The following is a 23,195-nucleotide window of genomic DNA, read 5'->3' as shown; positions in this document are numbered from 1 at the left end:
GTCCCACCGGTTGGTGACGCGCGCATGCCGACCCTGAAATGATGCGACGCACCTCTCGACCTCACCGATGCAACTCCACCTCTCGGACGGCCCGTACGACAGCCGAAGGGACAGCGGCATGAACGACGGAGTCGACGCAGCGGCCCGCGCCGCAAGGCTGCGCCGCCGCACGTTGCTCACCACGGCGGCCCTGAGCGTCGTCCCCGCGGCGATGGCGGGAGCGAACGACGCCGGAGGAACGACATCGGCCCGCACCACGGTGTCGGGCCTGACCGTGGAACACCGCACCGACCCCCTCGGCACGGACGCGGCACACCCGCGATTCGGCTGGCGCATGGCGTCCGCCGCGCGGGGCCGACGCCAGACGGCGTACCGGATCCGGATCGCCTCCTCGCCCCAGCACCTGGCCCACGGCCGGGCCGACGTCTGGGACAGCGGCCGTGTCGACTCGGCGGACTCGGTCGCGGTGCGGTACTCCGGCCCCGAACTGCGCGCCTCGACCCGCTACCACTGGACGGTGACGGTGTGGGACGAGCACGGCCGAGCCGTCCACGCCGACCCGACCGCCTTCTTCGAGACCGGCCTGCTCAGCACCGACGGAGTCACCGGCTGGGACGGCGCCCAGTGGATCGCCATGGCAGGCAAGCGGCCGAACACCCCCGGCGCACCCCTCCTGCGCCACCAGACACCACTCACGGGCGACCAGGTGACCGAGGCCCGCCTGTATGTGTCCGCACTCGGCGTGTACGACGCCTACGTCAACGGCCGGCGTGTCTCCGTGCCGCAGGGCAACGGCATGACCTACGAGTTGCTGACCCCCGGCTGGACCAACTACGACACCACCGTCAACTACTTCACCTACGACGTTACGGACCTGCTCGCGGACCCGTCACAGGTCACCCTCGCGGCCGTGCTCGGCAATGGCTGGTACAACAGCCGCATCTCCGAGAACAGCGCCTACTGGTCGGAGGAGGGCAACTCCCTCGCCCTCAAGGCGAAACTCCTGATCCGGTACGCCGACGGCTCCACGCAGACGATCGTCACCGCTCCCGGCGACGACTGGCGAGCCACCGACACCGGTCCCTACCGCGCCGACGACATCTACGACGGCCAGTTCTACGACGCCCGCAGGGAACTCCCCGGCTGGACGGCGAACGGCTACGACGCCTCGGCCTGGTCTGCCGTCGAGGCACAAGACCCGTTCCCCGACGCCCAGTTGGTGGCCTACCCCGGCGAGAGCGCCCGCCTGGTGCCCGAGTGGGACCGCCGGCCGCAGTCCGTCACCGTCTACACGGGAGTAGCGGACCAGGAGAGCAGCGCGAACGGCAGGGGCCGTATCGTCGTCGACCCCGTCCGCACGGTGACCGATCCCGAGCGGGCGGCCACCGTCTCCGTCACCCTGCACCCCGGCGACACCGCCGTCATCGACCTCGGCCAGAACCTGGTCGGCGTGCCCCGCTACACCCTGCGCGGCACGCCGGGCGCCCAAGTCGCCTTCAAACCGGGGGAGATACTCAACGACGACAGCGCGGGCGCCGACGGACCCGCCGGCTCGGTCTACCGCGCGAACCTGCGCACCGCCGAGGCCACCAGCACCTACGTCCTCAAGGGCGACCCCGCCGGCGAGACCCACCAGGACTCGCTGACCTTCTACGGCTTCCGGTACGTCTCCGTCACCACGACCGGGACCGTGACCCTCGTCGACCTCACGGGCCGCATGGCCACCTCCGCCCTCCGCGACATCGGCGCCGTCACCACCGACGACACCGCCGTCAACCAGCTGATCAGCAACGTCCGTTGGGGCCAGCGCGGCAACTACCTGTGGATCCCCACCGACTGCCCCCAGCGCGACGAACGCCTCGGCTGGACCGGCGACACCCAGCTCTTCTCCCACACCGGCCTGTACAACACCGATTCGGTCTCCTTCCTCAGCCACTTCCAGGACACCCTGATCGACTCGCAGCACAACTACGGCGCTGGGGAAGCGCAGTTCCCCTGGGTCGCCCCCGGCCACCGCTACGGCCAGCCGCTTCCCGCGAGCGGCTGGGCGGACTGCGGGGTGGTCGTGCCGTGGACGGTGTGGCAGATGTCCGGCGACACCACGATCATCGACCGCAGTTGGGCGGCGATGACCAAGTACCTCGACTGGATCCGACAGCACTCCGGCGACACCTACGCCGGCCAGGGCGCGGTCTTCGGCGACTGGCTCGCCTTCCAGATCACCAGCACCCAGCTCATCAGCGACGTCTACTACGGCTACACCGCCCGCCTCATGGCCGACATGGCCCGCGCCACCGGCCGCACCGCCGAAACAGCCACCTACGAGCGGCTGTTCACCCACATCAAACGAGCCTTCCTCACCAAGTACCTCGCCACCGACGCCCTCACCGGACAACTGACGGTCCGCTCGAGCCTCGGCGACCCACCACCCCACACCCCCGGCAACACCACGGGCAAGACCGAGGACGACACCCAGACCGCCCTGCTCTGGATCCTCAAACTCGGCTTCTACGACACGGAGTTCCAGCATCGCCACCTGGTCACCCTGCTCGCCGACAACATCGGCAACAGCCCGGCCTACAAGGCGGCCCACCCCGACAGCACCCGCGTGGAGTACGCGGAGAACACCCTCTCCGTGGGCTTCCTCGGCGTGAACGTCATCGCCCCCGTCCTCACCGACGAGGGCCGCGTCGACCTCGCGTACCGGCTCCTCCACCAGAACGCGATGCCGTCCTGGCTGTACTCGGTGGCCAACGGCGCCACCACGGTCTGGGAGCGCTGGAACTCGTACTCGACAGAGCACGGTTTCGGGCCGGTCGACATGAACTCCTTCAACCATTACGCATACGGCGCGATCATGGAGTGGATGTACGAGAGCATGGCCGGCATCGCCAAGGACCCCGACCACCCGGGCTTCAAGCACTTCTTCCTCCGGCCGCACGTCGACCCGACCGGAAGGATCACGCACGTGCGCGGCTCGCACGTCTCGCCCTACGGTGAGATCGTCAGCGAATGGACCGCGCGGGACGGGAAGTTGACGTACCGGGCGGTGGTCCCCGCGAACAGCACGGCGACCCTGCGCGTCCCCGCCACCGACCCGTCCACCGTCCACGAGGACGGAAGACCACTCGCCGAGGCGCCGGGCGTCGAACTCCTCGGCTGCGCGGACGGCACCGCGTCCTTCGAACTCTCCTCGGGGAGTTACGAGTTGACCGCCCCGCTCGCCTGATCGCTCACCAGCACCACCTCCAGGGTGCGTGGACCGTGCACCCCCTCGACCCGGTCCAGCTCGATGTCACTGGTCGCCGACGGACCCGAGATCCAGGTCAACGGCCGTGCGGGATCGAGGCGTTGGAGGGCCTGGGGCACGGAGGACACCACCTGGTCCGGCACCCGCACGACACAGATGTGGTGGTCGGGGACGAGCGTGATCCGGCGACGGCCCTGGTCCGGGCCACCGTCCAGGACGATGGTCCCGGTCTCGGCGGCGGCCACCGCGCACGCCGTGACCACACTGTCGACCCGGTCCAGCTCGTGCGGGGTGTTCTCGGCCCGGTCCGCGATCTGCTCCACGTCGGTCGCGGCCAGCCAGGAAGGCTCAAGACCCGGCGGTACGACGACCGACCTGGAACCCCGCTCGGCGAGCAACCCGGCGATCACAGCGGCCAGTTCGGCCTCCGTGCACCGGTGCACGAGCGCTCGATAGTCCGCCAGGTTCTCGGCGAGCAGGTCCACCGTCTCGGCGGCACTCCGGTTCCCGTGCTCGCGCAGATAGTCGCGCTGGACTGCCTGCTCGTAAGGCGTGTCGTCCTGCGGCACGTCCGCGAGCGCGCGCTCCACGCGGCCCAGAATCCGTTCCCTGCTGCTCACTTCGCGCCGTCCTTTCCGCCGTGCGTGCGCTGCCACCAGTCGCGGAAAGGCTCCGCAGGAACGGTCGGCAGATCCCTGGTGCCGCTCCACGCCTTGCCGGGGCCGGGCAGTGTCCGTGGGTGGAAGCGCCGGGTGCGTGAGGCGAGTCGTTGGCCGGTGCGCAGGGCGCCCGGGTGGGTGAACGTCCAGCGGGCCGCTCGCATCGCCGCCCGCTCGGCCGCATGCCCCTTGGCGGGTTGCAGGACGACCTTGTTGCCCTCACGGGTCACCGGCCCGCCCTCCACCACCCGCTCCCGCAGATGCACCAGCACCTCGGGGATGTCGATGGCGACCGGGCACACCTCGTAGCAGGCACCGCACAGCGACGAGGCGTACGGCAGCGAGGCGTCGATCTCGCTTGCGGTGCCCCGGAGTTGGGGGCTGAGGATGGCGCCGATCGGGCCCGGGTAGACCGAGCCATAGGCGTGGCCGCCGGCCCGCTCGTACACCGGGCAGACGTTCAGGCAGGCCGAGCAGCGGATGCAGCGCAGGGCCTGGCGGCCGACCTCGTCGGCGAGGGTGTCGGTGCGGCCGTTGTCGAGCAGGACCAGGTGGAATGCGCGCGGGCCGTCGCCGTCGGTGGTGCCGGTCCAGGTGGAGGTGTACGGGTTCATGCGCTCGGCCGTCGAGGAGCGGGGGAGGGTCTGCAGGAACACCTCCAGGTCCTGCCAGGTCGGCACGATCTTCTCGATGCCCACGACCGAGATCAGCGTCTCGGGGAGGGTGAGGCACATCCGGCCGTTGCCCTCCGACTCGACGACGACGAGGGTGCCGGTGTCGGCGACCATGAAGTTGGCGCCGGAGACGCCGACCTTGGCGCGCAGGAACTTCTCGCGCAGGTGCAGACGAGCGGCCTCGGCGAGTTCGGCGGGCGTGTCGGTCAGCCCGTCCGGTGCCGGGCGGCCCCACTCGCTCATCTCGCGGGCGAAGATCTCGCGGATCTCGCCGCGGTTGCGGTGGATCGCGGGGACCAGGATGTGCGAGGGGCGGTCCTTGCCCAACTGCACGATCAGCTCGGCGAGATCGGTCTCGTAGGCGCGGATGCCCGCCGCCTCCAGGGCCTCGTTGAGCCCGATCTCCTGTGTGGCCATCGACTTGACCTTGACGACCTCCGACTCGCCCGTCTCCTTGACGAGTTGAGTGACGATCAGGTTGGCCTCGTCCGCGTCGGCGGCCCAGTGGACGATGCCGCCGGCCGCCGTCACCGACTCCTCCAACTGGAGGAGATACCGGTCGAGATGGCGGAGGGTGTGGTCCTTGATCTGCTTGCCGGCCTCGCGGAGGGCGGCCCAGTCGGACAGTTCCGCCACGGCCTTGGCCCGCTTGGCGCGGATCGTGTGGGTGGCGTGGCGCAGATTTCCGCGCAGGGTCTGGTCGTTGACGGCCTCGTGCGCGGCCACCGGGAAGGCCGGGAACGCGGGCATTCCGACGAACGTGCCGCTCATGCGCTCGGCTCCTCTTCGGTGGAGACTTCGGCGGAGGCTTCCGTGGCGGCCAGGATCTCCGCGATGTGCACCGGCCGCATCTCGGTGTGGAGCCGCGTCATCGTGCCCCCGATGTGCATCAGGCAGGAGTTGTCCGCCGCGCACAGCACTTCGGCGCCCGTCGACTCGGCGTTGCGCACCTTGTCGGTACCCATCGCCGCGGAGACATCGGCGTTCTTCACGGCGAACGTCCCGCCGAACCCACAGCACTCGTCGGCGCCGGGCAACTCGACCAACTCCAGCCCCTTGACTGCCTGGAGGAGCTTCAGGGGCCGGTCGCCGAGCCCGAGACTGCGCAGCCCGTGGCAGGTGGGGTGATAGGTCACCTTGTGCGGATAGTAGGCACCGACATCCGTCACCCCGAGCACGTCCACGAGGAACTCGGTGAGCTCGTACGTCTTCGGCACCACCGGAGCCAGCGTGGCCGCGAGAGTGTCCCCGCGCCCCTCGGCTCGCGCCCGTTCCCCCATCCGCGGATACAGCTCCCGCACCATCGCCCCGCACGACCCGGACGGCGTGACGATCGCCTCGTACTCCCCGAAGACATCGGAGAAATGCCGGGCCAGCGGCTCGGCCTCATGGCGGTAGCCGGTGTTGTAGTGCGCCTGTCCACAGCATGTCTGGGCCATCGGGAAATCGACCTCGACGCCCAGTCTGGTCAGCAGTTTCACCACGGCGCGCCCGGTGTCGGGATAGAGCGTGTCGTTGACGCAAGTCAGGAACAGGGCGACACGCATCGCGGCTCCTTAGTGGTCGATCATCGGATGAGTGCAGCGTAGCCGGAGGGCAAGCTCTGGGGGAGCCCCCGGCTCACCGCGCGGCGAGCCGAGCCTCCACCGCCCGCCACCGGGCGGTGTCGCCCTGCGGTTCATAGCGGGTGGACGGTTGCGTACGGGCGAGGAGTCCTCGCATACCGGCCAGGTCACCGACGAGCCCGTGGGCCCGGGCCTGGACGAGCACATTACCGAGGGCGGCGGCCTCTGTCGGACCCGCCACCACCGGCAACCCACAGGCGTCGGCGGTGAGTTGGCACAGCAGCGCGTTGCGGGTACCGCCCCCGACGATGTGCACGACGTCGACCGGATGGTCGGCGAGAGCCTGGGCGTCGACGACCGCACGCCGATGGGCGAGCGCGAGCGAGTCGAGAATGCACCGCGTGATCTCCGCCCGGGACTCCGGCACCGGCTGCCCGGAACGACGACACGCGTCGGCGATCCGCTCCGGCATCCGCCCCGGCGCCAGAAACGCCGCGTCACCCGTATCCACGACCGACCGCAGCGCCGGCACCCGGGCCGCCCCGCGCAGCAGGTCACCCAACTCGGGCTCCCCCCAGGCCCGTACACACTCCTGAAGCAGCCACAGCCCCATGATGTTCCGCAGATAGCGGACCGTACCGTCGAGCCCCAACTCATTGGTGAAGTTGGCACCCCGGCTCGCCTCGCTGAGCACAGGAGCAGCCAGCTCCACACCGGCCAGGGACCACGTACCGGTGCAGATATAGGCGAACCGCTCCGCCACGGCCGGGACGGCGGCGACAGCGGACGCGGTGTCGTGCGACCCGACCACGGTGACCGCCACGGGCCCCCGCAGCCCGGTCTCCTCCACCACCTCGGCCCGCAGCACCCCCGCCGGATCACCCGGCTGCCGCAAGGGCGCGAACAGCCCGAGGTCGATGCCGAGCCGCGAGGCGATGTCGTACGACCAGTCGCGCGTCCGGGGCTCGATGAGTTGGGTGGTGGAGGCGTTCGTCAGCTCGGTGCCCTGCAAGCCCGTGAGCCAGTACGACAGCAGATCGGGAACGAGCAAAAGCCGCTCGGCATGCGCCAGTTGGGCCGAATCACGGGCCGCCGCGAGCTGGTACAACGTGTTGAAGGGCGCGTACTGCAACCCGGTCGACGCGTACAACTCGGCCGCGGGGACGGTCGCCCACACCTTCTCGGCGACCCCCTCCGTGCGGGCGTCCCGATAGTGCACGGGATTGCCCAGCAGTGCCCCGTCCGCGTCCAACAGGCCGTAGTCCACGGCCCAACTGTCGATGCCGACGGAATCGAGGTGCCCGTCAGTGGCCGCGCCCGCAGCCCGGAGCCCGTCGAGGACCCCCGCGTACAGCGCGAGGATGTCCCAACGCAGCCCCTCGGGAGTGCGGACGGGCCGGTTGGGGAAGCGATGGGCCTCCGTCAACTCCAGGGAGTCCGGCCCGACACGGCCGACCATGACACGCCCACTGGACGCGCCGAGGTCGACCGCGGCGTACGTCTTCACGTCGGCGCTCACCGAAGGAAGGCGGCCGCAACGCCGGCGTCGACCGGGACGTGCAGCCCGGTGGTGTGCGTCAAGTCCCCACCGGTGAGGGCGAAGACGGCATTGGCGACATGCTCCGGCAGCACCTCACGCTTGAGGATGGTCCGCTGGGCGTAGAACTCGCCGAGCTTCTCCTCCTCGATCCCGTAGGTCGCCGCCCGCTGCGCACCCCAGCCGCCCGCGAAGATGCCCGAGCCCCGCACGACACCGTCCGGGTTGATCCCGTTGACCCGGATACCGTGCTCACCCAACTCGGCGGCGAGCAGCCGTACTTGATGGGCCTGGTCGGCTTTGGTGGCGGAGTAGGCGATGTTGTTGGGCCCGGCGAACACGGCGTTCTTGGACGCGATGTACAGGATGTCGCCACCGAGCCCCTGCGCGATCATCGCCCGCGCCGCCTCACGCGAGACGAGGAACGACCCGCGGGCCATGATGTCGTGCTGCAGATCCCAGTCCCGCGCCGAAGTCTCCAACAGGGGCTTGGAGATGGAGATCCCGGCGTTGTTGACGACGAGATCGACTCCGCCGAAGGCGAGCAGCGCAGCCTTGAAGGCATCGGCGATCTGCTCTTCGTCCGTCACGTCGACGGTGACGGCGACGGCCTTGTCGGGCCCGCCCAGTTCCTCGGCGACGGAGGCCGCGTTCTCCGCGTTGAGATCGGCGATCACGACGCACGCGCCCTCGTCGACGAGTCGCCGGGCGATGGCCCTTCCGATCCCGCTGCCGGCCCCGGTGACGAGCGCGACCCGCGTGGCGAGCGGCTTGGGCTTCGGCATCCGCTGGAGCTTGGCCTCTTCCAGGGCCCAGTACTCGATACGGAACTTCTCCGACTCCTCGATCGGCGCGTAGGCCGACACGGCCTCGGCGCCGCGCATCACGTTGATGGCGTTGACGTAGAACTCGCCGGCCACGCGCGCCGTCTGCTTGTCCTTGCCGAAGGAGAACATGCCCACGCCCGGGATCAGCACGATCGCCGGATCGGCACCACGCATCGCGGGGGAGTCGGAGACGGCATGCCGCTGGTAGTAGGCGGCGTACTCCTCGCGATAGGCGGCGTGCAACTCCTTGAGCCGCGCGATCACCTCGTCCAGCGGAGCGGCAGGCAGCAGATCGAGAACGAGCGGCCTGACCTTCGTCCGCAGAAAATGGTCGGGGCAGGAGGTACCGAGCGCGGCCAGCCGGGGATGCTCGGCCCGAGCGAGGAAGTCGAGCACGACCGCGGAATCGGTGAAGTGCCCGACCTGCGGCCGGTCCTGAGAGGCGACAGCACGGACGTACGGCGCGAGGGCGGCAGCCCGTTCCCGTCGCTCGCCGTCGCCCAGCGCACCGTATCCCTCGACGACGGGCCCGAAGGGCTCCGGCCTCCCCCGCTCGGCGAGGAACGCTTCGGCGGTCCGGATGATGTGCAGCGAGTTGCGCTCGCACTCCTCGGACGTGTCACCCCACGCCGTGATCCCATGCCCCCCGAGCACACACCCGATGGCCTGCGGATTGGCTTCCTTCACAGCGGCGATGTCCAGCCCCAACTGAAACCCGGGCCGCCGCCAGGGCACCCACACCACCGTGTCCCCGAAGCACTCGCCGGTCAACTTCTCCCCATCGGCGGCACAGGCCAGCGCGATCCCCGAGTCGGGATGCAGATGATCGACATGCGCGGCCTCCACGAGACCGTGCATCGCGGTGTCGATCGAGGGCGCCGCACCCCCCTTCCCATGCAGGCAGTAGTCGAACGCGGCCACCATCTCGTCCTCGCGCTCAACCCCCGGATACACATCGACAAGCGCCCGCATCCGATCGAGCCGCAACACCGCGAGCCCACTTTCGGTGAGCGTCCCGAGGTCACCCCCGGACCCCTTCACCCACATCAACTCGACATCACCACCGGTGACGGGGTCCGTGTCAGTGCCCTTGGCGGAAGCGTTCCCGCCGGCGTAGTTGGTGTTGCGCGGATCAGCGCCAAGCCGATGAGAGCGGCTGAGGAGAGAGGCGGCTTCGGGGTGCGGTGCCATGAACTCGGGTCCTTACGTGAGAGAGGGGACTATCAGGGGCGCGGGGAACTGCGCGACCAGCCACATACGGCCCGCACCCCGCAATCAAACAGATCCAGGCAAACGCTCACGCCCCCCAACCGGCCTGCCGCCCCCCAACCCGCTCAGCAACAATCCGCTCCTGCCACCCGCTGGAGCGATACGCAGCGATCGGGTCAGGGGCAAGCCCCTGCTCCTCACGCAACTCCCGCAGCAGCGGCCGCACATCCGTGTTGTACGCGTCCATCAACACGGCATTGGCCTCCAACACATCCCCAGCCCGCTGCGCAGCAGCCAACGCCACCGGATCCACAAGCAACGCCTTCGCCGTCGCCTCCTGCACATTCATCACCGACCGAATGATCGCCGGAATCTTCGCCTCGATGTTGTGACACTGATCGAGCATGAAGGCGACATCGGCGGTGAACCCCCCACCCCGAATCACCTCGTACATGATCCGGAACAACTGGAAGGGATCAGCCGCCCCCACCATCAGATCGTCGTCCGCGTAGAACCGCGAGTTGAAGTCGAACGCCCCGAGCTTCCCCTCCCGCAGCAACGTCGCGACGATGAACTCGATATTGGTGCCGGGAGCGTGATGCCCGGTGTCGACCACGACCTGCGCCTTGGGCCCGAGCTTCAGACAATGCGCGTACGCAGTACCCCAGTCCGGCACGTCCGTCGCATAAAAGGCCGGCTCGAAGAACTTGTACTCCAGCAGCATCCGCTGCCCGTCCCCCAGCCGCGCGTACACCGCCGCGAGCGCCTCAGCCAACCGGTCCTGCCGCGCAGCGAGGTCGTCCTGCCCCGGATAGTTCGTCCCGTCGGCGAACCAGAGCTTCAGATCCGCGGAGCCCGTCGCATCCATGATGTCGACGCACTCCAGCAGATGATCGAGCGCCTTGCGCCGCACCGCCGCCTCGGGATGACACACGCTGCCGAGCCGGTAGTCGTCGTCCTGGAACGTGTTGGAGTTGATCGCGCCGAGCTTCAGCCCGTGGTCGTCCGCGAACTTGGCCAGCGCCCCGAAGTCGTCGACCCGGTCCCAGGGGATGTGCAGGGCCACCGTCGGCGCCACGCCGGTGAACTCGTGGACCTTGGCGGCGTCCTCCAGTTTCTCCTGCGGAGTCCGCGGAACGCCCTCCTGGGCGAAGACCTTGAAGCGGGTCCCCGAGTTCCCGTACGCCCACGACGGCGTCTCGACTGCCTGGGTCCTGAGAGCGGCCTTCACCGCGGCGAGATCGGTCACTTGAGGGCTCCTGTGACGTGCGACGAAACGGCGTGTGTATGAAACGATTCAGGAGGCGAAGTTATGAGCCTCCCGAAGGGGTGTCAAGCCCTACGGCGAAGCCTGTGCTCCGTGACTCCAACGTGACCTTTGGCTATCGAAAGTTTTTCGATGCGGACCCATTGACGTGACAAGGCTGGCGCGCCTAACGTCCCGGCAACCAAGTTGAAACCTTTCACGACGCTGTGAGGGCCCACCCGCCGGCGTCGTCGAGGAGCCCCTCATGACCCACCCGTCAGAAGCGGGTCCGGCCCCGGTGCTCGCGCTCAAGGGCATCTCCAAGTCCTTCGGCGCGGTGCGCGCCCTGCGGGACGTGTCCCTCGAACTCTTCCCCGGTGAGGTGCACGCACTCGCCGGTGAGAACGGCGCGGGCAAGTCCACTCTCATCAAGACCCTCGCCGGTGTGCACCGGCCCGACGCCGGCCAGGTGCTCCTCGACGGCGCGCCCGTCCTCTTCCACGGCCCCGGTGACGCCCGCGACGCGGGTATCGCCGTGATCTACCAGGAACCGACCCTCTTCCCCGACCTGTCGATCGCCGAGAACATCTTCATGGGCCGCCAGCCCCGCCGCGCCCTCGGCCGTATCGACCACAAGGCCACCTACGCGGCGACCGCAGGCCTGATGAAGCGGCTCGGTGTCGAGCTCGACCCCGAGCGCCCGGCACGCGGACTGTCCATCGCCGACCAGCAGATCGTCGAGATAGCCAAGGCGCTCTCCTTCGACGCCCGCGTCCTCATCATGGACGAGCCGACAGCCGCCCTCACCGGCAGCGAGGTGGCCCGCCTCTTCGGCGTGGTCCGCACCCTCCGCGAACAGGGAGCCGCCGTCCTGTTCATCTCGCACCGCCTGGAGGAGATCTTCCAGATCTGCCAACGCGTCACCACCCTGCGCGACGGCGCCCTGATCTCCAGCGAACCGATCGAGGGAATGACCGAGGATGATCTCGTACGACGCATGGTCGGCCGCGACCTCGACGAGCTCTACCCCAAGCAGGACGTCGAACCTGGCGAAGTCGCCCTGAGCGTCAAGCGGTTGACCCGCGAGGGCGTCTTCACCGATGTGTCCTTCGACGTACGGCGCGGCGAGATCGTCGGTCTCGCCGGGCTCGTCGGCGCGGGGCGTACCGAGGTGGCGCGGGCGGTCTTCGGTATCGACCGGTGGGACGCCGGCGGGGTCGAGGTCGACGGCAGGTCGCTGACGAACGGCGCCCCTTCGACCGCGATGGCGGCGGGCCTCGCCCTGGTCCCCGAGGACCGGCGGGCCCAGGGCCTGGTGATGAACATGTCGATCGAGCGCAACATCGGCCTGACCGGACTCCGTACGACCGTCAAGGCCGGCCTGGTCGACCGGGGCGCCGAGCGCAGCCGTTCCCTCGACTGGGCGGTGAAGCTGCACGTCAAGTACGCGCGGATCGCCGACACCGTCAACACCCTCTCGGGCGGCAACCAGCAGAAGGTCGTCCTCGCCAAGTGGCTTGCCACCGGCCCCAAGGTGCTGATCGTCGACGAGCCGACCCGCGGCATCGATGTCGGCACCAAGGCCGAAGTGCACCGGCTGCTCAGCCAGTTGGCCGCCGACGGGGTCGCCGTCCTGATGATCTCCTCCGATCTGCCCGAGATCCTCGGCATGGCCGACCGCGTGCTGGTGATGCACGAGGGCCGGCTCACCGCCGAGATCCCCCGTTCCGAAGCCACCGAGGAAACCGTGATGGCCGCAGCCACCGGGAGGGCCGCCGCATGAACAGGGCCTTCATGACGATCGCTGTTTCCGGGAGGGCCGCCGCATGACGGTTACGGCTCCCAATCCCGCGCCCGCCGCCGAGGTGCCCGAGTCGAGCAGCACGCGGCTGGTCGACCGGGTGTTCAAGATGCGCGAACTCGCCATCCTGGTCGTCTTTTTGGTGATGATCGGCATCACCCAGGCGGGCAACAGCGAGTTCCTGTCCGAGCAGGGCATCAAGGACCTGCTCCTCAACGCGACCATCCTGGTGCTGGTCGCCACCGGTCAGTCGCTGGTCGTCATCACCCGCAACGTCGACCTGTCGGTCGGCTCGACGCTCGGGATCACGGCCTTCGCCACCGGAACCTACCTCCAGGGCGGTGGCAACGCTGTCATCGCGATCCTGCTGGCGGTGCTGCTCGGGGTCGGACTCGGCCTGGTGAACGGGCTGTTGGTCAGTCTGGGGCAGGTGCCCGCACTGGTCGTCACCCTCGGCACGCTGTACATCATCCGGGGCGTCGACTCCATCTGGGTCGGCTCACGGCAGATCACCGCCGCCGATCTCCCGGGCGGATTCGTGGACTTCGGCTCAGGCGGCCTCTCGGCGGTGCCCTGGCTGGCGCTGATCGCGCTCGCCGTGCTGATCGTCACCGCCTACTACCTCAAACACTTCGGCAGCGGACGGGAGTTGTACGCGCTCGGCTCCAACCCCGAGGCCGCAAGGCTCGCCGGTATCCCCGTCCGCAAGCGGACCCTCGCCGCGTACACCTTCTGCGGCGGACTCGCCGGACTCGCCGGCGCGATGTACCTCGCCCGCTTCGGCAACGTCGACTCCGGCACCGGCACCGGCTACGAACTCACCGTCGTCAGCGCGGTGGTTGTCGGCGGAGTGGTCTTCACCGGCGGCTCCGGCAGCGTGTACGGCGCAGCCCTCGGCGCACTCCTGCTGACCTCCATCAACAGTGTGCTGCCCGCCCTCGGCGTCAGTTCCGTCTGGGTGCTCGCCATCAACGGCATCCTGCTCATCCTCGCCATCGCCGTCGACCGGATCGTCGCGCTGCGCGTGGCCACCGCACTGAAGAAGAGGAACGCCCGCCATGCCTGAGTCGTTGACGCGCGCGATCCGCTGGGACACGGTGGTTGGCGCCCTACTGATCGTCCTGCTGCTGTTCTCCTTCTCCTTCGTGGACGGCTTCGGCAACGCGCTGAACCTGTCGTTCCTGATCGGCAACACGCTGCCCATCGCGCTGATCGCCCTCCCGATGACCCTGTTGGTCGTCGCCGGCGAGATCGATCTGTCGGTGGCCTCCACGGCGGGTCTGTCGGGCGCGGTGATGGGCAAGTTGTGGAACGACGGCATGGCGATCGAGACGATCATCCCGATCTGCCTGCTGCTGGGCGTGGCCTGCGGGTTGGTCAACGGGCTGTTGGTGACCCGGCTGGGGCTGCCGTCGCTCGCCGTCACCATCGGCACCCTCGCCGCGTATCGGGGTATCGCGCAGATCGTGCTCGGTTCGGACGCGGTGACCGATTTCCCCACGCAGTATCTGGACTTCGCGTCTGGGCGGCTTGGAGGCACCTTCCTGCCGCAGGCTTTCCTGCCTTTCCTCGTGTTGCTCGCGATCGCTGTGGTCGTGCTGCATGCCACGCCGTTCGGGCGGTCGTTGTTCGCGATCGGGGCGAATGTGGAGGCGGCGCGGTTCGCTGGTATTCGGGTTCGGCGGCAGAAGTTGATTCTGTTCACGGTGACGGGGTTGATGGCTTCTCTCACCGGCATCTTCTGGGCGCTGCACTACGCCAGTGCTCGGTATGACAACGCGACCGGGCTCGAACTGTCCGTTGTGGCGGCGGTGTTGCTCGGCGGGATCGATTTCGACGGTGGAAAGGGGACGTTGGGAGGTGCGATCGCCGGTGTCTTTCTGCTCGGGGCGTTGCAGAACGTGATGAGCCTGCTGAATGTCTCGGCGCAGTCGCAGATTGTTGTCACCGGTGTGCTGCTTGTTGTTTCGGTGCTTGGCCCTCGGGTCGCGCGTCAGATTTCCATCGCCCGGGCCGCTGCGCGCGCCGTTGGATAGGTCGTTCGAAGGCTGCGGGCCGGATGTGGCTGGTCGCGCAGTTCCCCGCGCCCCTGAAGGGGCGCTCCTCCTCACCCTCGTAACAAAGGAACCCTTGCCATGCGCAAAACATCCCTTCGTCGTGCCCTTGCGGCCCTCGTCGCCGTCACTTCTCTCACCCTCGTCGCCACCGCCTGCGGTGGTACCACCAAGAAGGACGTCAAGGACGAGAACACCGGGTCGGCCGTCACCGGTGGCAAGGCGGACCCGAACGCCGCCCTCAAGAAGGGGCTCACCGTCGGGTTCCTGCCCAAGGCGGTCAACAACCCGTACTTCACCACGTCCGACAAGGGCGGCGAGAAGGCGCTCACCGAACTGGGCGAGAAGTACAAGGAGGTGGGCACGACCAGTGCCACCGACACCGCCGGCCAGGTGAGTTACGTCAACACGCTCACCCAGCAGCAGGTGAACGCGATCGCCGTCTCCGCGCAGGACCCGGGCGCCCTGTGCACCGCGCTCAAGCAGGCGATGAGCAACAAGATCAAGGTCGTCACCTACGACTCCGACACCAACCCCGAGTGCCGCAACGCGTTCGTGTCGCAGGCCAGTTCCGAGGACCTCGGCCGCACCGAGGTGCAGTTGCTCGCCCAGCAGATCGGCTACAAGGGCGAGATCGCGATCCTGTCGGCCGCGCAGACCGCGACGAATCAGAACACCTGGATCGGCTTCATGAAGGAGGAGTTGAAGGACCCGAAGTACAAGAACATCAAGCTGGTCAAGGTCGCCTACGGCAACGACGACGCCCAGCAGTCCTTCCAGCAGACCCAGGGTCTCCTCCAGGAGCACCCGAACCTGAAGGGGATCATCTCCCCGACCACCGTCGGCATCAAGGCCGCCGCCCAGTACCTGTCCGGCTCCAAGTACAAGGGCAAGGTCAAGCTGACCGGCCTCGGCACCCCGAACGACATGCGCAAGTACGTCAAGAACGGCACCGTCGAGGGCTTCGAGCTGTGGGACCCGGCGAAGCTCGGCGCCCTCGCCGCGCAGACGGCGGTGGCGCTGGTGTCGGGGCAGATCACCGGCAAGGAGGGCGAGACCTTCAAGGCCGGCGGGACGTCGTACACCATCGGCAAGGACGGCGTGATCAGCCTGGGCAAGCCGACCGTGTTCGACGCGAAGAACATCGACCAGTTCAACTTCTAGTCCCCGAAGTCCCAGGAGTCCCCGAAGTCCCTTTTCCCTAAGGGGTGTTGATGCAGCGCGTGTGTTTCCTGCTGAAGGTCCGGGCGGACCGCCTCGACGAGTACCGCGAGCGGCACGCCGCCGTGTGGCCCGAGATGCTCGACGCACTCTCGGCCACCGGCTGGCACAACTACTCGCTCTTCCTGCGTGAAGACGGCCTGCTGGTCGGCTACTTGGAGACCGAGGACTTCGCCGCCGCCCAGGCCGGCATGGAAGCCACCGACATCAACTCCCGCTGGCAGGCGGAGATGGCGCCGTTCTTCGAGTCCCTGGACGGCGCCCGTCCCGACGAAGCGATGAAGCCCCTCACCGAGGTCTTCCACCTCGCGTGATCCCCCCACAGGAGCCGCTCACATGAAAAGACGCGCCGTGCTCACGACCGCCATACTTGCGGCCGTGGCAACGCCGGGCATCGCACGGGCGGCCGACCCCGGCCCGTCCGTCACAAGGAAGAACACCACCCAACTCGACGCCCAGGCCGTCTACTTCGTCTCCTACGACGGCCTGGTCAACAACAACTCGTTCCAGAAGAACGGCCTGTTGACCTACAAGGGCTATCAGTACGCGGCCTGGTACACGTCCACCAAGAACGCCGTCGTCGCCCGCCGGGTCCTCGGCGGCACCACCTGGTCGAAGATCACCCTCTCCCACACCCTGAAGAGCGACGACTCCCACAACGTCATCTCCATGGGTGTGTCCCGTGCAGACGGCCGTCTTCACCTCAACATGGACTCCCACAGCGACGGCTTCTTCTACGTCAAGTCGATCGCCGGTCTCCTCGACAACCCGGCGTCCATCGCCTGGACTTCGGCCGTCCTCGGCGCCGTACAGACCTCGCTGGACGGAGTAGCCCTCACCACCCAGTTCACCTACCCCCAGTTCATCGCCACCCCCGAAGGCAGGCTGCAGCTCAGCTACCGCGTCGGGATCTCCGGCAACGGCCGCAACGCCCTTGCGGAGTACGACGGTTCGACCTGGACCGCGCTGGGGGAGTGGACCAGCTCCACCGGTACCTACACCAGCACCCACGGCTCCAGCACCGCCCGCAACATGTACCTCCACGGCATCGACTACGACGTCAACGGCCGCCTGCACTCCTTCTTCACCTGGCGCGAGCAGTCCGCCGCCGTGATGTGCAACAGCGGCGGTATCACCAACCACGACACCGGCTATGTCTACTCGACCGACCGGGGCCGCAGTTGGCGCAACGACGCCGGAACTGTCGTAGGGACGACAGGCAGTTCGGACACGGTGGCGGTCACGGACGCCGGACTGGTCGTCGACTCCCTCAATCCCGAACACTCCCTGATGAACCAGGAGAGCCAGACCACCGACTCCACCGGGCTCCCGCACGCGATCATCAGCTACGTCCCCGGCCGCTTCGGCCAGTGCACCACCAACTACGTCACGGACCGCACGACCAACGGCCGCGCCTTCCACGTCCGCAAGAACGCGTCGGGCACCTGGCAGAAGACCGAGATCCCCATCGCCCTGAACTCCAGCCAGCGCACCAAGCTGGTCCTGGACAAGTACGACAACGCCTACGCGGTCCTGCCCTACGGCCGTATCGCCGCCGCCTCGAAGTCCTCCGGGTACTCCGACTGGGCGCTGCTGTACGACGGGAGCGACCTGAACGCGTTCGGCGAGGTCGTCATCGACGAGCTGCGGGTGAAGGCGGACAACGTGCTGTCGTTCATGTACCAGGAGAAGTCGAGCGGTACGACCCCCTCGGCACTCCACGTCGTCGACTTCGCCCTGCCCGCGTGACCGGCACGGTCGCCGGAGTCGGCAAAGGTCATGACGGTAATGTGAAGACCTTCCCGCCGTCCCACGTCACCCTGGAGGTCTCCGCCTGATGGCCCAGCCGGTGGGTATCAAGGACGTCGCCCGTGCCGCCGGAGTCTCCGTCGGCACGGTCTCGAACGTCATCAACCGCCCGGACACCGTCGCCACGGAGACCCGGGCCCGGGTGCTGTCCGCGATCGACCGGCTCGGCTATGTGCGCAGCGAGTCGGCGCGTCAGCTGCGCGCGGGCCGGAGCCGGATCATGGGACTGCTCGTTCTCGACATGGGCAACCCGTTCTTCGTGGACGTGGCCCGCGGCGCCGAGCGCGCCGCACGCGAGTCCGGGCTCGGCGTGATGGTCTGCAACAGCGCGCAGAGCCCCGGCGAGGAGGCCGAGTATCTGTCGCTCTTCGCCGAACAGCGGGTCCGGGGCGTGCTGTTGACCCCGGCCGACGCGACCGGGCGGAACATCGAGTCGTTCCGCCGGCACGGCATCCCCTTCGTGCTTGTCGACCGGGTCGCCGAGGGCACCACCGAGTGCTCGGTCTCCGTCGACGACGTCGCCGGCGGCGCGCTCGCCGTGCGGCACCTGGTCGACGCCGGGCACCGCTCCATCGCGTACGTCAGCGGTCCGCCCGGCTTCAACCAGGTGCGGGACCGCCGTACGGGCGCCAAGAACGCGCTCGCGGAGGCCGGTCTCGACCCCGACTCGCTGCGCGAGCTGCCCACCGACCGGCTCGACGTGGCCGCCGGGCGGGACGCCGGCGCGCGGCTGCTCGGCCTCGCCGACCGCCCCACGGCCGTCTTCTGCGCCAACGACCTCCTCGCCCTCGGCGTGCTCCAGGCCATGTACGCGGCCGGGGTCGGCGTCCCCGACGACCTCGCGATCGTCGGCTACGACGACATCGAGTTCGCCGCCGCGGCCGCCGTACCGCTCACCTCGGTCCGCCAGCCCGCCGTCACCATGGGCGCGCTGGCCGCCGAACTGCTCCTGGAGGAGACCGAGGCGGAGACCGCCGCCCGTCCGCACGAACACCGGCGGGTCGTGCTCCAGCCGGAACTGGTGGTGCGCCGCTCCAGTCTCGCCGCACGCTGATCGTCCGGTCAGTAGGATTTCATGATCCAGGGGGTCGGATATCGGACGCACATGTGCTGAACTGTGACGCGGCCCGTCATCCCGTCCGTCCCAGGAGCACCGTTGTCCGTCAGCTACCGCCAGCCCGGCGTCGTCCTCACCGACCGCCACTTCACCGTGCCCCTCGACCACGAGGACCCCACGGGCGAGACCATCGAGCTCTACGCCCGTGAGGTCGTCGCGAGTGACAAGGCGGACCGGGAGGACCTGCCGTGGCTGGTCTACCTCCAGGGCGGACCAGGTTTCGGGGCGAATCGTTTCGTCGGTAGACAGGCCTGGCTCGGCCGGGCTCTGGACGAATACCGGGTGCTCCTCCTCGACCAGCGCGGCACCGGCCACTCCACCCCGCTCACCCGGCAGACGCTCCCGCTGCGCGGCGGCCCCGCCGAGCAGGCCGACCACCTCACGCACTTCCGCGCCGACTCCATCGTCCGGGACTGCGAGACGATCCGGTCGGCCGTCACCGGCGGTGCCCCCTGGACCGTCCTCGGCCAGAGCTTCGGTGGCTTCTGTACGGTGAACTACCTCTCCACCGCCCCCGAAGGCCTGTGCGCCGCCGTCCTCACCGGCGGCCTGCCGTCCCTCGACGCCCACGCCGACGACGTCTACCGGGCCGCCTACCCGCGCATCGAGCGCAAGGTCACCGCCCACTACGACCGCTACCCGCAGGACGTGGACCGGGCCCGCCGCATCGCCGAGTACGTGATGCAGCACGAGCCGGTCCTCCCCAACGGCTACCGGCTCACCGTCGAAGCCTTCCAGTCCCTCGGCATCATGCTTGGCGGCAGCGAGGGCAGCCACCGCCTCCACTTCCTCCTCGAGCACGCCTTCGTCCGCACCCCACAGGGCCACGAACTCTCCGACGCGTTCCAGGAAGAGGTCCAGAACTCCCTCTCCTACGCCGGCCACCCCCTCTACGCCCTCGTCCACGAGGCGACCTACGGCCAGGACAGCCGCCCCACCGCCTGGTCGGCCGAGCGCGTCCGCGCCGAGTTCCCGCAGTTCGACGCGGCCAAGACCCTCGCGGGCGACAGCCCTCTCCTCTTCACCGGCGAGTCCATCCACCCCTGGATGTTCGACTGCGACCCCGCCCTGCGCCCGCTCCGCGACACCGCCGAACTCCTCGCCGCCCGCACCGACTGGCAGCCCCTCTACGACCCGGCGCGCCTCGCCGCCAACGAGGTTCCGGTCGCCGCGGCCGTCTACCACGACGACATGTACGTCGACGCGACCCACTCCCTCCAGACCGCCCGCTCGATCCGCGGCCTGCGCACCTGGGTCACCGACGAGTTCGAACACGACGGCGTACGGGCCGGCGGCCCGCGCGTCCTGGACCGACTGCTCGCCCTCACGCGCGACGAGGCGTGAGAGCGGCGGCGACGGGATGTGAGACCGGCGGCGACGAGATGTGACATCGAAATTTCCGACATAAGGTTCATTTCGATGAATACCAAGTCACTCCGCCGGGCCCGCCCGGCCGCCCTGGTCCTCGCCGTCGTCGCGGCGAGCACGGTCGCGCTGGTCTCGTGCGGCGACGACAACAACAGCTCCGGCAGCAGCTCGCAGGTGTCGACACCGGACACGGCCTCCTTCTCGGGCATGACACCGTCGGCCCTGAAGTCGGCCGCCTCCTCGGCGATCGCATCGGCCCAGGCCCGGGCCTCCGCCGCCGCATCCTCCGCCTCGGCCGCCGCATCCTCCTTCGAGGCCTCCGTGTCGGCCGAGGTGGCCCGTGCGAGCAAGGACGCCCAGAACGAACTCAAGGACGTCAAGGGCCAGGGCAACGCGATGTCCGAGGTCGCCATGACCGGCAAACCGCGCGCCCAGACCGGCGGACTGCTCGCCGTCGTCGTCACCATCACCGACAAGACCGACAAGAAGGCGTCCTACGCCGTCCAGGTCGACTTCCTCGACTCCTCGGGGAAGGTGGTGGAGACCCGCTACGTCGGCGCCGAGAACCTCGCCCCCGGCGCGAAGGCCCAGCCGATCGCCATCAGCACCAAGCCGCCGGAGCCGGTGCTCACCCCGAAGTTGGCGAAGGCGCAGCGCTATTGAGCAACGGGTCGCCTAACGCTGGGAGTTGAGCTCGTCCACGGCTGATCCCGCGTCCCCGATCGTCGTGTAGTCGACGGCGACGAAGTTCACCGGCCGACCGCGTTCCCGCTCGCAGCGGTGGACGCGGTCGAGCACGTACTGGCGGGCGTTGACCTTGCCCGCGTCCAGCCGGCTGCCGCCGTCGATGGTGACGAAGTGGTTGAGCAGGAACAGGCGCTTGTCGGTGCCACCGCGATGCGGTACGCAACTCATCGCGTCCGGCGTGCGGAACGCGAACGGGGTCTCCATCCCGTAGTCGTAGAAGTTCCGGTACCAGGGCGCCGGACCGTCGGCCCGCTCGGCGAAGACGACGAGCCGACGCCCGCTGTCGATCATGTCGCCGAGGGATGGCCAGGGCTTCGCGGGATCGGGGTCAGGGGTGTGGACCAGGTCGGTCAACCCGGCCTGCGCGAAGGCCTGTTGGGTGTCCTCGCCGCTGATCGCGTCCTGCACGATCAGCGTGACGACCTCGGTCGGATGGGCGCGCATCCAGTCACCGATCTCGCGCAGCGCGGGCACCAGCGCGATCGCCCCCGCCCGGCACACGGAGTGGCACAGCCACAGCCCCTCACGCGGCGGGTTGAACCTGTCCACGGCCGCGGCGATGAACTTCCGCTGTTCCGGGGTGAAGTCGGACTCGGCGAGCCGCTGGGTGATCTCGTCCGGCAGCTCCCACCGGTAGGTGTCGATCTGCAGGGCACGCACCCCGTCGTCCAACTGGGCGGAGATGCCCGGGTCCTGGAGCGGGCCGATGAACCGGTCGACGGTCGTCGACATCGCGTTGTGCGAGGTGAGGTAGGCGACCTCGTCGTAGGACCGGTCGCACAGTTGCGCACTGCCCTCGCAGGTGCGGGACGCGGCTGGCGTGACGGCGTACGGCACCAGCAGGACGCCGGCGACGGCGGCGCCGCCCGTGGCCAGAGCGAGCCACCGGATGCGCGGCAGCGCGGGGACGTGCGGCCGGACCTGGAGGGCCCAGCCCACACCGGTCAGGAGGGCACCGGCCAGCACGGGCACCAGGGCCGTCGTCAGGGCGGTGGTCGTGAGCCGGTCCAGGGCCGTGCGCTGCACATCGTCGACCAGCCGGGCCAGACTCGGCGGCCAGGAACCCGGCGGATCGATCACCCGCCCACCGCTGACCAGCCGGAACAGGAGGGCGATGAGCGCGGCCAGCACCCCACCGGCCGCGAGCGACCACCCCAGGGGGAGCAGCCGACGGCCTGGAGGCGCCGAGCCTCCGCCGACCCACAGCACCACCAGCGCGACGAGGAGAAGCGCCGAGGCGAGGGCCTCCGCGAGACCGAGTCCGACGGCGGTGTAGGTGCGGGCGCGATGGAGGGGCGCCAGGTCGTTGCCGGACGCGGCGAGGGTGTCGGTGAGATTCCAGGTGCCGCCGACGGTCGCCCGCAGTTGGGCGGCGGCCGTACGGGTCCGGTCCGACACGACGGCGGGGGCCACGGTCGCGAGCGCGGTAGCGACATCCCCGTCCCGCAGCGCCGCCTCGACCGCCGGACGCAGGGCGTCCCGCTCCGCTACGGGCAGACCGCTCACCAGCGTCCCGGCAGCCTGCTCCGCCTGCGCTCCGGTCAGCGGAAGAGCGGGCAGCCCGCCGGGCACATGCCCCGCGACGACGGCACCCAGGGCGGTGGACAGGTCGGTCGAGAAGCGCTCGAAGTCCGGCTCGGGCCGGTCCTGGACGGAGGCGACGAGATCGCCGAAGTAGATCTGGGCCAGGTCGTTGAGGTTGGCCAGCACCGGCCGTAGATCGACCGTGAGGTCCAGCGAGTCGCGCTTGCCGCCCAGATAGCCCACCACGGCGTTGATCTGCTGCTGGGTGAGATCCCGGACCGTCTCCGGCGGCAGCACCAGCTTGAGATTGGAGGTGACCTGCGCTTCCGGAACAGGCAGCCGGGCCAGCAGCCCCCGGGTGACCGCCGCCGTCTTCGGATCGACCAGCACCTGGTTGTACAGCCGGTCGTAGACCTTCTGCTCGTCCAGCACGGACCGGTAGAACCCTGGTGAGACCACGGTGGAGCGGGCCGTGGCCGCAGTCGTGAGGACTGCCGTGGCGAGGACGGCCAGCACCAGGGCCGCGATACGCGACAACCTGCGGGACGCGACGCCGACCGGGTCCATGACTCACCATCGTCGTCCTG

The 23,195-nt window shown here is 69.0% G+C and carries 17 protein-coding genes; 10 read left to right on the top strand and 7 right to left on the bottom strand.

The window, feature by feature from the left end:
* The first annotated feature begins 118 nt into the window (after positions 1-118).
* Positions 119-3,229 (top strand): alpha-L-rhamnosidase, encoded by a 3,111-nt coding sequence (locus OO70_RS15730; RefSeq protein WP_043672500.1) that lies wholly within the window; start codon positions 119-121, stop codon positions 3,227-3,229.
* Here the strand turns inward: OO70_RS15730 and OO70_RS15725 are convergent.
* From OO70_RS15725 to rhaI, 6 genes are all read right to left on the bottom strand, one after another.
* Positions 3,202-3,870: a LutC/YkgG family protein gene (locus tag OO70_RS15725; RefSeq protein WP_043670432.1), complete on the bottom strand. Its 669-nt coding sequence runs from the start codon at positions 3,868-3,870 to the stop codon at positions 3,202-3,204. The two genes, OO70_RS15730 and OO70_RS15725, sit on opposite strands and share 28 nt — an antisense overlap.
* On the bottom strand, positions 3,867-5,354 hold the full coding sequence (locus OO70_RS15720) for a LutB/LldF family L-lactate oxidation iron-sulfur protein (protein WP_043670430.1): 1,488 nt from the start codon (positions 5,352-5,354) through the stop codon (positions 3,867-3,869). Before OO70_RS15720 ends, OO70_RS15725 begins: the two co-directional genes overlap by 4 nt.
* The gene (locus OO70_RS15715; RefSeq protein WP_043670428.1) at positions 5,351-6,130 is read right to left on the bottom strand and encodes a (Fe-S)-binding protein; all 780 of its coding nucleotides are present in this window, start codon (positions 6,128-6,130) and stop codon (positions 5,351-5,353) included. Before OO70_RS15715 ends, OO70_RS15720 begins: the two co-directional genes overlap by 4 nt.
* A gap of 73 nt (positions 6,131-6,203) precedes the next feature.
* On the bottom strand, positions 6,204-7,655 hold the full coding sequence (locus tag OO70_RS15710; RefSeq protein ID WP_043670425.1) for a rhamnulokinase: 1,452 nt from the start codon (positions 7,653-7,655) through the stop codon (positions 6,204-6,206).
* Positions 7,656-7,663: 8 nt separating this feature from the next.
* Positions 7,664-9,703 carry a bifunctional rhamnulose-1-phosphate aldolase/short-chain dehydrogenase gene (locus OO70_RS15705; protein ID WP_043670423.1) on the bottom strand — a complete coding sequence of 680 codons (2,040 nt, stop codon included), beginning with the start codon at positions 9,701-9,703 and terminating at the stop codon, positions 7,664-7,666.
* Between the two features lie 106 nt (positions 9,704-9,809).
* Complete coding sequence (rhaI, locus tag OO70_RS15700; protein WP_043670421.1) at positions 9,810-10,970, bottom strand: L-rhamnose isomerase; 1,161 nt, start codon at positions 10,968-10,970, stop codon at positions 9,810-9,812.
* Positions 10,971-11,232: 262 nt separating this feature from the next.
* Between rhaI and OO70_RS15695 the strand changes: the two genes are divergently transcribed.
* The 9 genes from OO70_RS15695 to OO70_RS15655 all read left to right on the top strand — a co-directional run bounded on the left by OO70_RS15695 (position 11,233) and on the right by OO70_RS15655 (position 21,000).
* Positions 11,233-12,750 (top strand): sugar ABC transporter ATP-binding protein, encoded by a 1,518-nt coding sequence (locus OO70_RS15695; protein ID WP_043670418.1) that lies wholly within the window; start codon positions 11,233-11,235, stop codon positions 12,748-12,750.
* Between the two features lie 43 nt (positions 12,751-12,793).
* Entirely contained in the window at positions 12,794-13,834 is a 1,041-nt protein-coding gene (locus OO70_RS15690; protein WP_043670415.1) for an ABC transporter permease, read from the top strand.
* On the top strand, positions 13,827-14,804 hold the full coding sequence (locus OO70_RS15685; RefSeq protein ID WP_043670412.1) for an ABC transporter permease: 978 nt from the start codon (positions 13,827-13,829) through the stop codon (positions 14,802-14,804). The genes OO70_RS15690 and OO70_RS15685 overlap by 8 nt, the downstream gene beginning before the upstream one ends.
* A gap of 99 nt (positions 14,805-14,903) precedes the next feature.
* The gene (rhaS, locus tag OO70_RS15680; protein WP_043670409.1) at positions 14,904-15,986 is read left to right on the top strand and encodes a rhamnose ABC transporter substrate-binding protein; all 1,083 of its coding nucleotides are present in this window, start codon (positions 14,904-14,906) and stop codon (positions 15,984-15,986) included.
* Between the two features lie 50 nt (positions 15,987-16,036).
* Positions 16,037-16,357 carry an L-rhamnose mutarotase gene (locus OO70_RS15675; RefSeq protein ID WP_033278944.1) on the top strand — a complete coding sequence of 107 codons (321 nt, stop codon included), beginning with the start codon at positions 16,037-16,039 and terminating at the stop codon, positions 16,355-16,357.
* 22 nt (positions 16,358-16,379) lie between these two features.
* Positions 16,380-17,792, top strand: a complete 1,413-nt coding sequence (locus tag OO70_RS15670) for a BNR repeat-containing protein (protein ID WP_043670405.1) — start codon at positions 16,380-16,382, stop codon at positions 17,790-17,792.
* Between the two features lie 88 nt (positions 17,793-17,880).
* Positions 17,881-18,906, top strand: coding sequence for a LacI family DNA-binding transcriptional regulator (locus tag OO70_RS15665; protein WP_043670402.1), 1,026 nt, complete (start codon positions 17,881-17,883; stop codon positions 18,904-18,906).
* Positions 18,907-19,008: 102 nt separating this feature from the next.
* Positions 19,009-20,313 (top strand): alpha/beta fold hydrolase, encoded by a 1,305-nt coding sequence (locus OO70_RS15660; protein ID WP_043670398.1) that lies wholly within the window; start codon positions 19,009-19,011, stop codon positions 20,311-20,313.
* 75 nt (positions 20,314-20,388) lie between these two features.
* Positions 20,389-21,000 (top strand): hypothetical protein, encoded by a 612-nt coding sequence (locus OO70_RS15655; RefSeq protein ID WP_043670395.1) that lies wholly within the window; start codon positions 20,389-20,391, stop codon positions 20,998-21,000.
* Between the two features lie 12 nt (positions 21,001-21,012).
* Here OO70_RS15655 and OO70_RS15650 read toward each other — a convergent pair whose 3' ends face one another.
* Positions 21,013-23,175 carry a PI-PLC domain-containing protein gene (locus OO70_RS15650; protein ID WP_043670391.1) on the bottom strand — a complete coding sequence of 721 codons (2,163 nt, stop codon included), beginning with the start codon at positions 23,173-23,175 and terminating at the stop codon, positions 21,013-21,015.
* Between the last annotated feature and the right edge of the window lie 20 nt (positions 23,176-23,195).

This window comes from Streptomyces xylophagus, assembly GCF_000716435.1.
Classification (GTDB): domain Bacteria; phylum Actinomycetota; class Actinomycetes; order Streptomycetales; family Streptomycetaceae; genus Streptomyces; species Streptomyces xylophagus.
This window is presented reverse-complemented; position numbering and strand designations above follow the sequence as displayed.

What these genes read in the sequence shown, in the direction of transcription:
- OO70_RS15730 (WP_043672500.1), top strand. Translation starts at nt 119, where the DNA reads ATGAACGACGGAGTCGACGCAGCGGCCCGCGCCGCAAGGCTGCGCCGC.
- OO70_RS15720 (WP_043670430.1), bottom strand. Translation starts at nt 5,354, where the DNA reads ATGAGCGGCACGTTCGTCGGAATGCCCGCGTTCCCGGCCTTCCCGGTG.
- OO70_RS15715 (WP_043670428.1), bottom strand. Translation starts at nt 6,130, where the DNA reads ATGCGTGTCGCCCTGTTCCTGACTTGCGTCAACGACACGCTCTATCCC.
- OO70_RS15705 (WP_043670423.1), bottom strand. Translation starts at nt 9,703, where the DNA reads ATGGCACCGCACCCCGAAGCCGCCTCTCTCCTCAGCCGCTCTCATCGG.
- OO70_RS15695 (WP_043670418.1), top strand. Translation starts at nt 11,233, where the DNA reads ATGACCCACCCGTCAGAAGCGGGTCCGGCCCCGGTGCTCGCGCTCAAG.
- OO70_RS15690 (WP_043670415.1), top strand. Translation starts at nt 12,794, where the DNA reads ATGACGGTTACGGCTCCCAATCCCGCGCCCGCCGCCGAGGTGCCCGAG.
- OO70_RS15685 (WP_043670412.1), top strand. Translation starts at nt 13,827, where the DNA reads ATGCCTGAGTCGTTGACGCGCGCGATCCGCTGGGACACGGTGGTTGGC.
- rhaS (WP_043670409.1), top strand. Translation starts at nt 14,904, where the DNA reads ATGCGCAAAACATCCCTTCGTCGTGCCCTTGCGGCCCTCGTCGCCGTC.
- OO70_RS15675 (WP_033278944.1), top strand. Translation starts at nt 16,037, where the DNA reads ATGCAGCGCGTGTGTTTCCTGCTGAAGGTCCGGGCGGACCGCCTCGAC.
- OO70_RS15670 (WP_043670405.1), top strand. Translation starts at nt 16,380, where the DNA reads ATGAAAAGACGCGCCGTGCTCACGACCGCCATACTTGCGGCCGTGGCA.
- OO70_RS15665 (WP_043670402.1), top strand. Translation starts at nt 17,881, where the DNA reads ATGGCCCAGCCGGTGGGTATCAAGGACGTCGCCCGTGCCGCCGGAGTC.
- OO70_RS15655 (WP_043670395.1), top strand. Translation starts at nt 20,389, where the DNA reads ATGAATACCAAGTCACTCCGCCGGGCCCGCCCGGCCGCCCTGGTCCTC.
- OO70_RS15650 (WP_043670391.1), bottom strand. Translation starts at nt 23,175, where the DNA reads ATGGACCCGGTCGGCGTCGCGTCCCGCAGGTTGTCGCGTATCGCGGCC.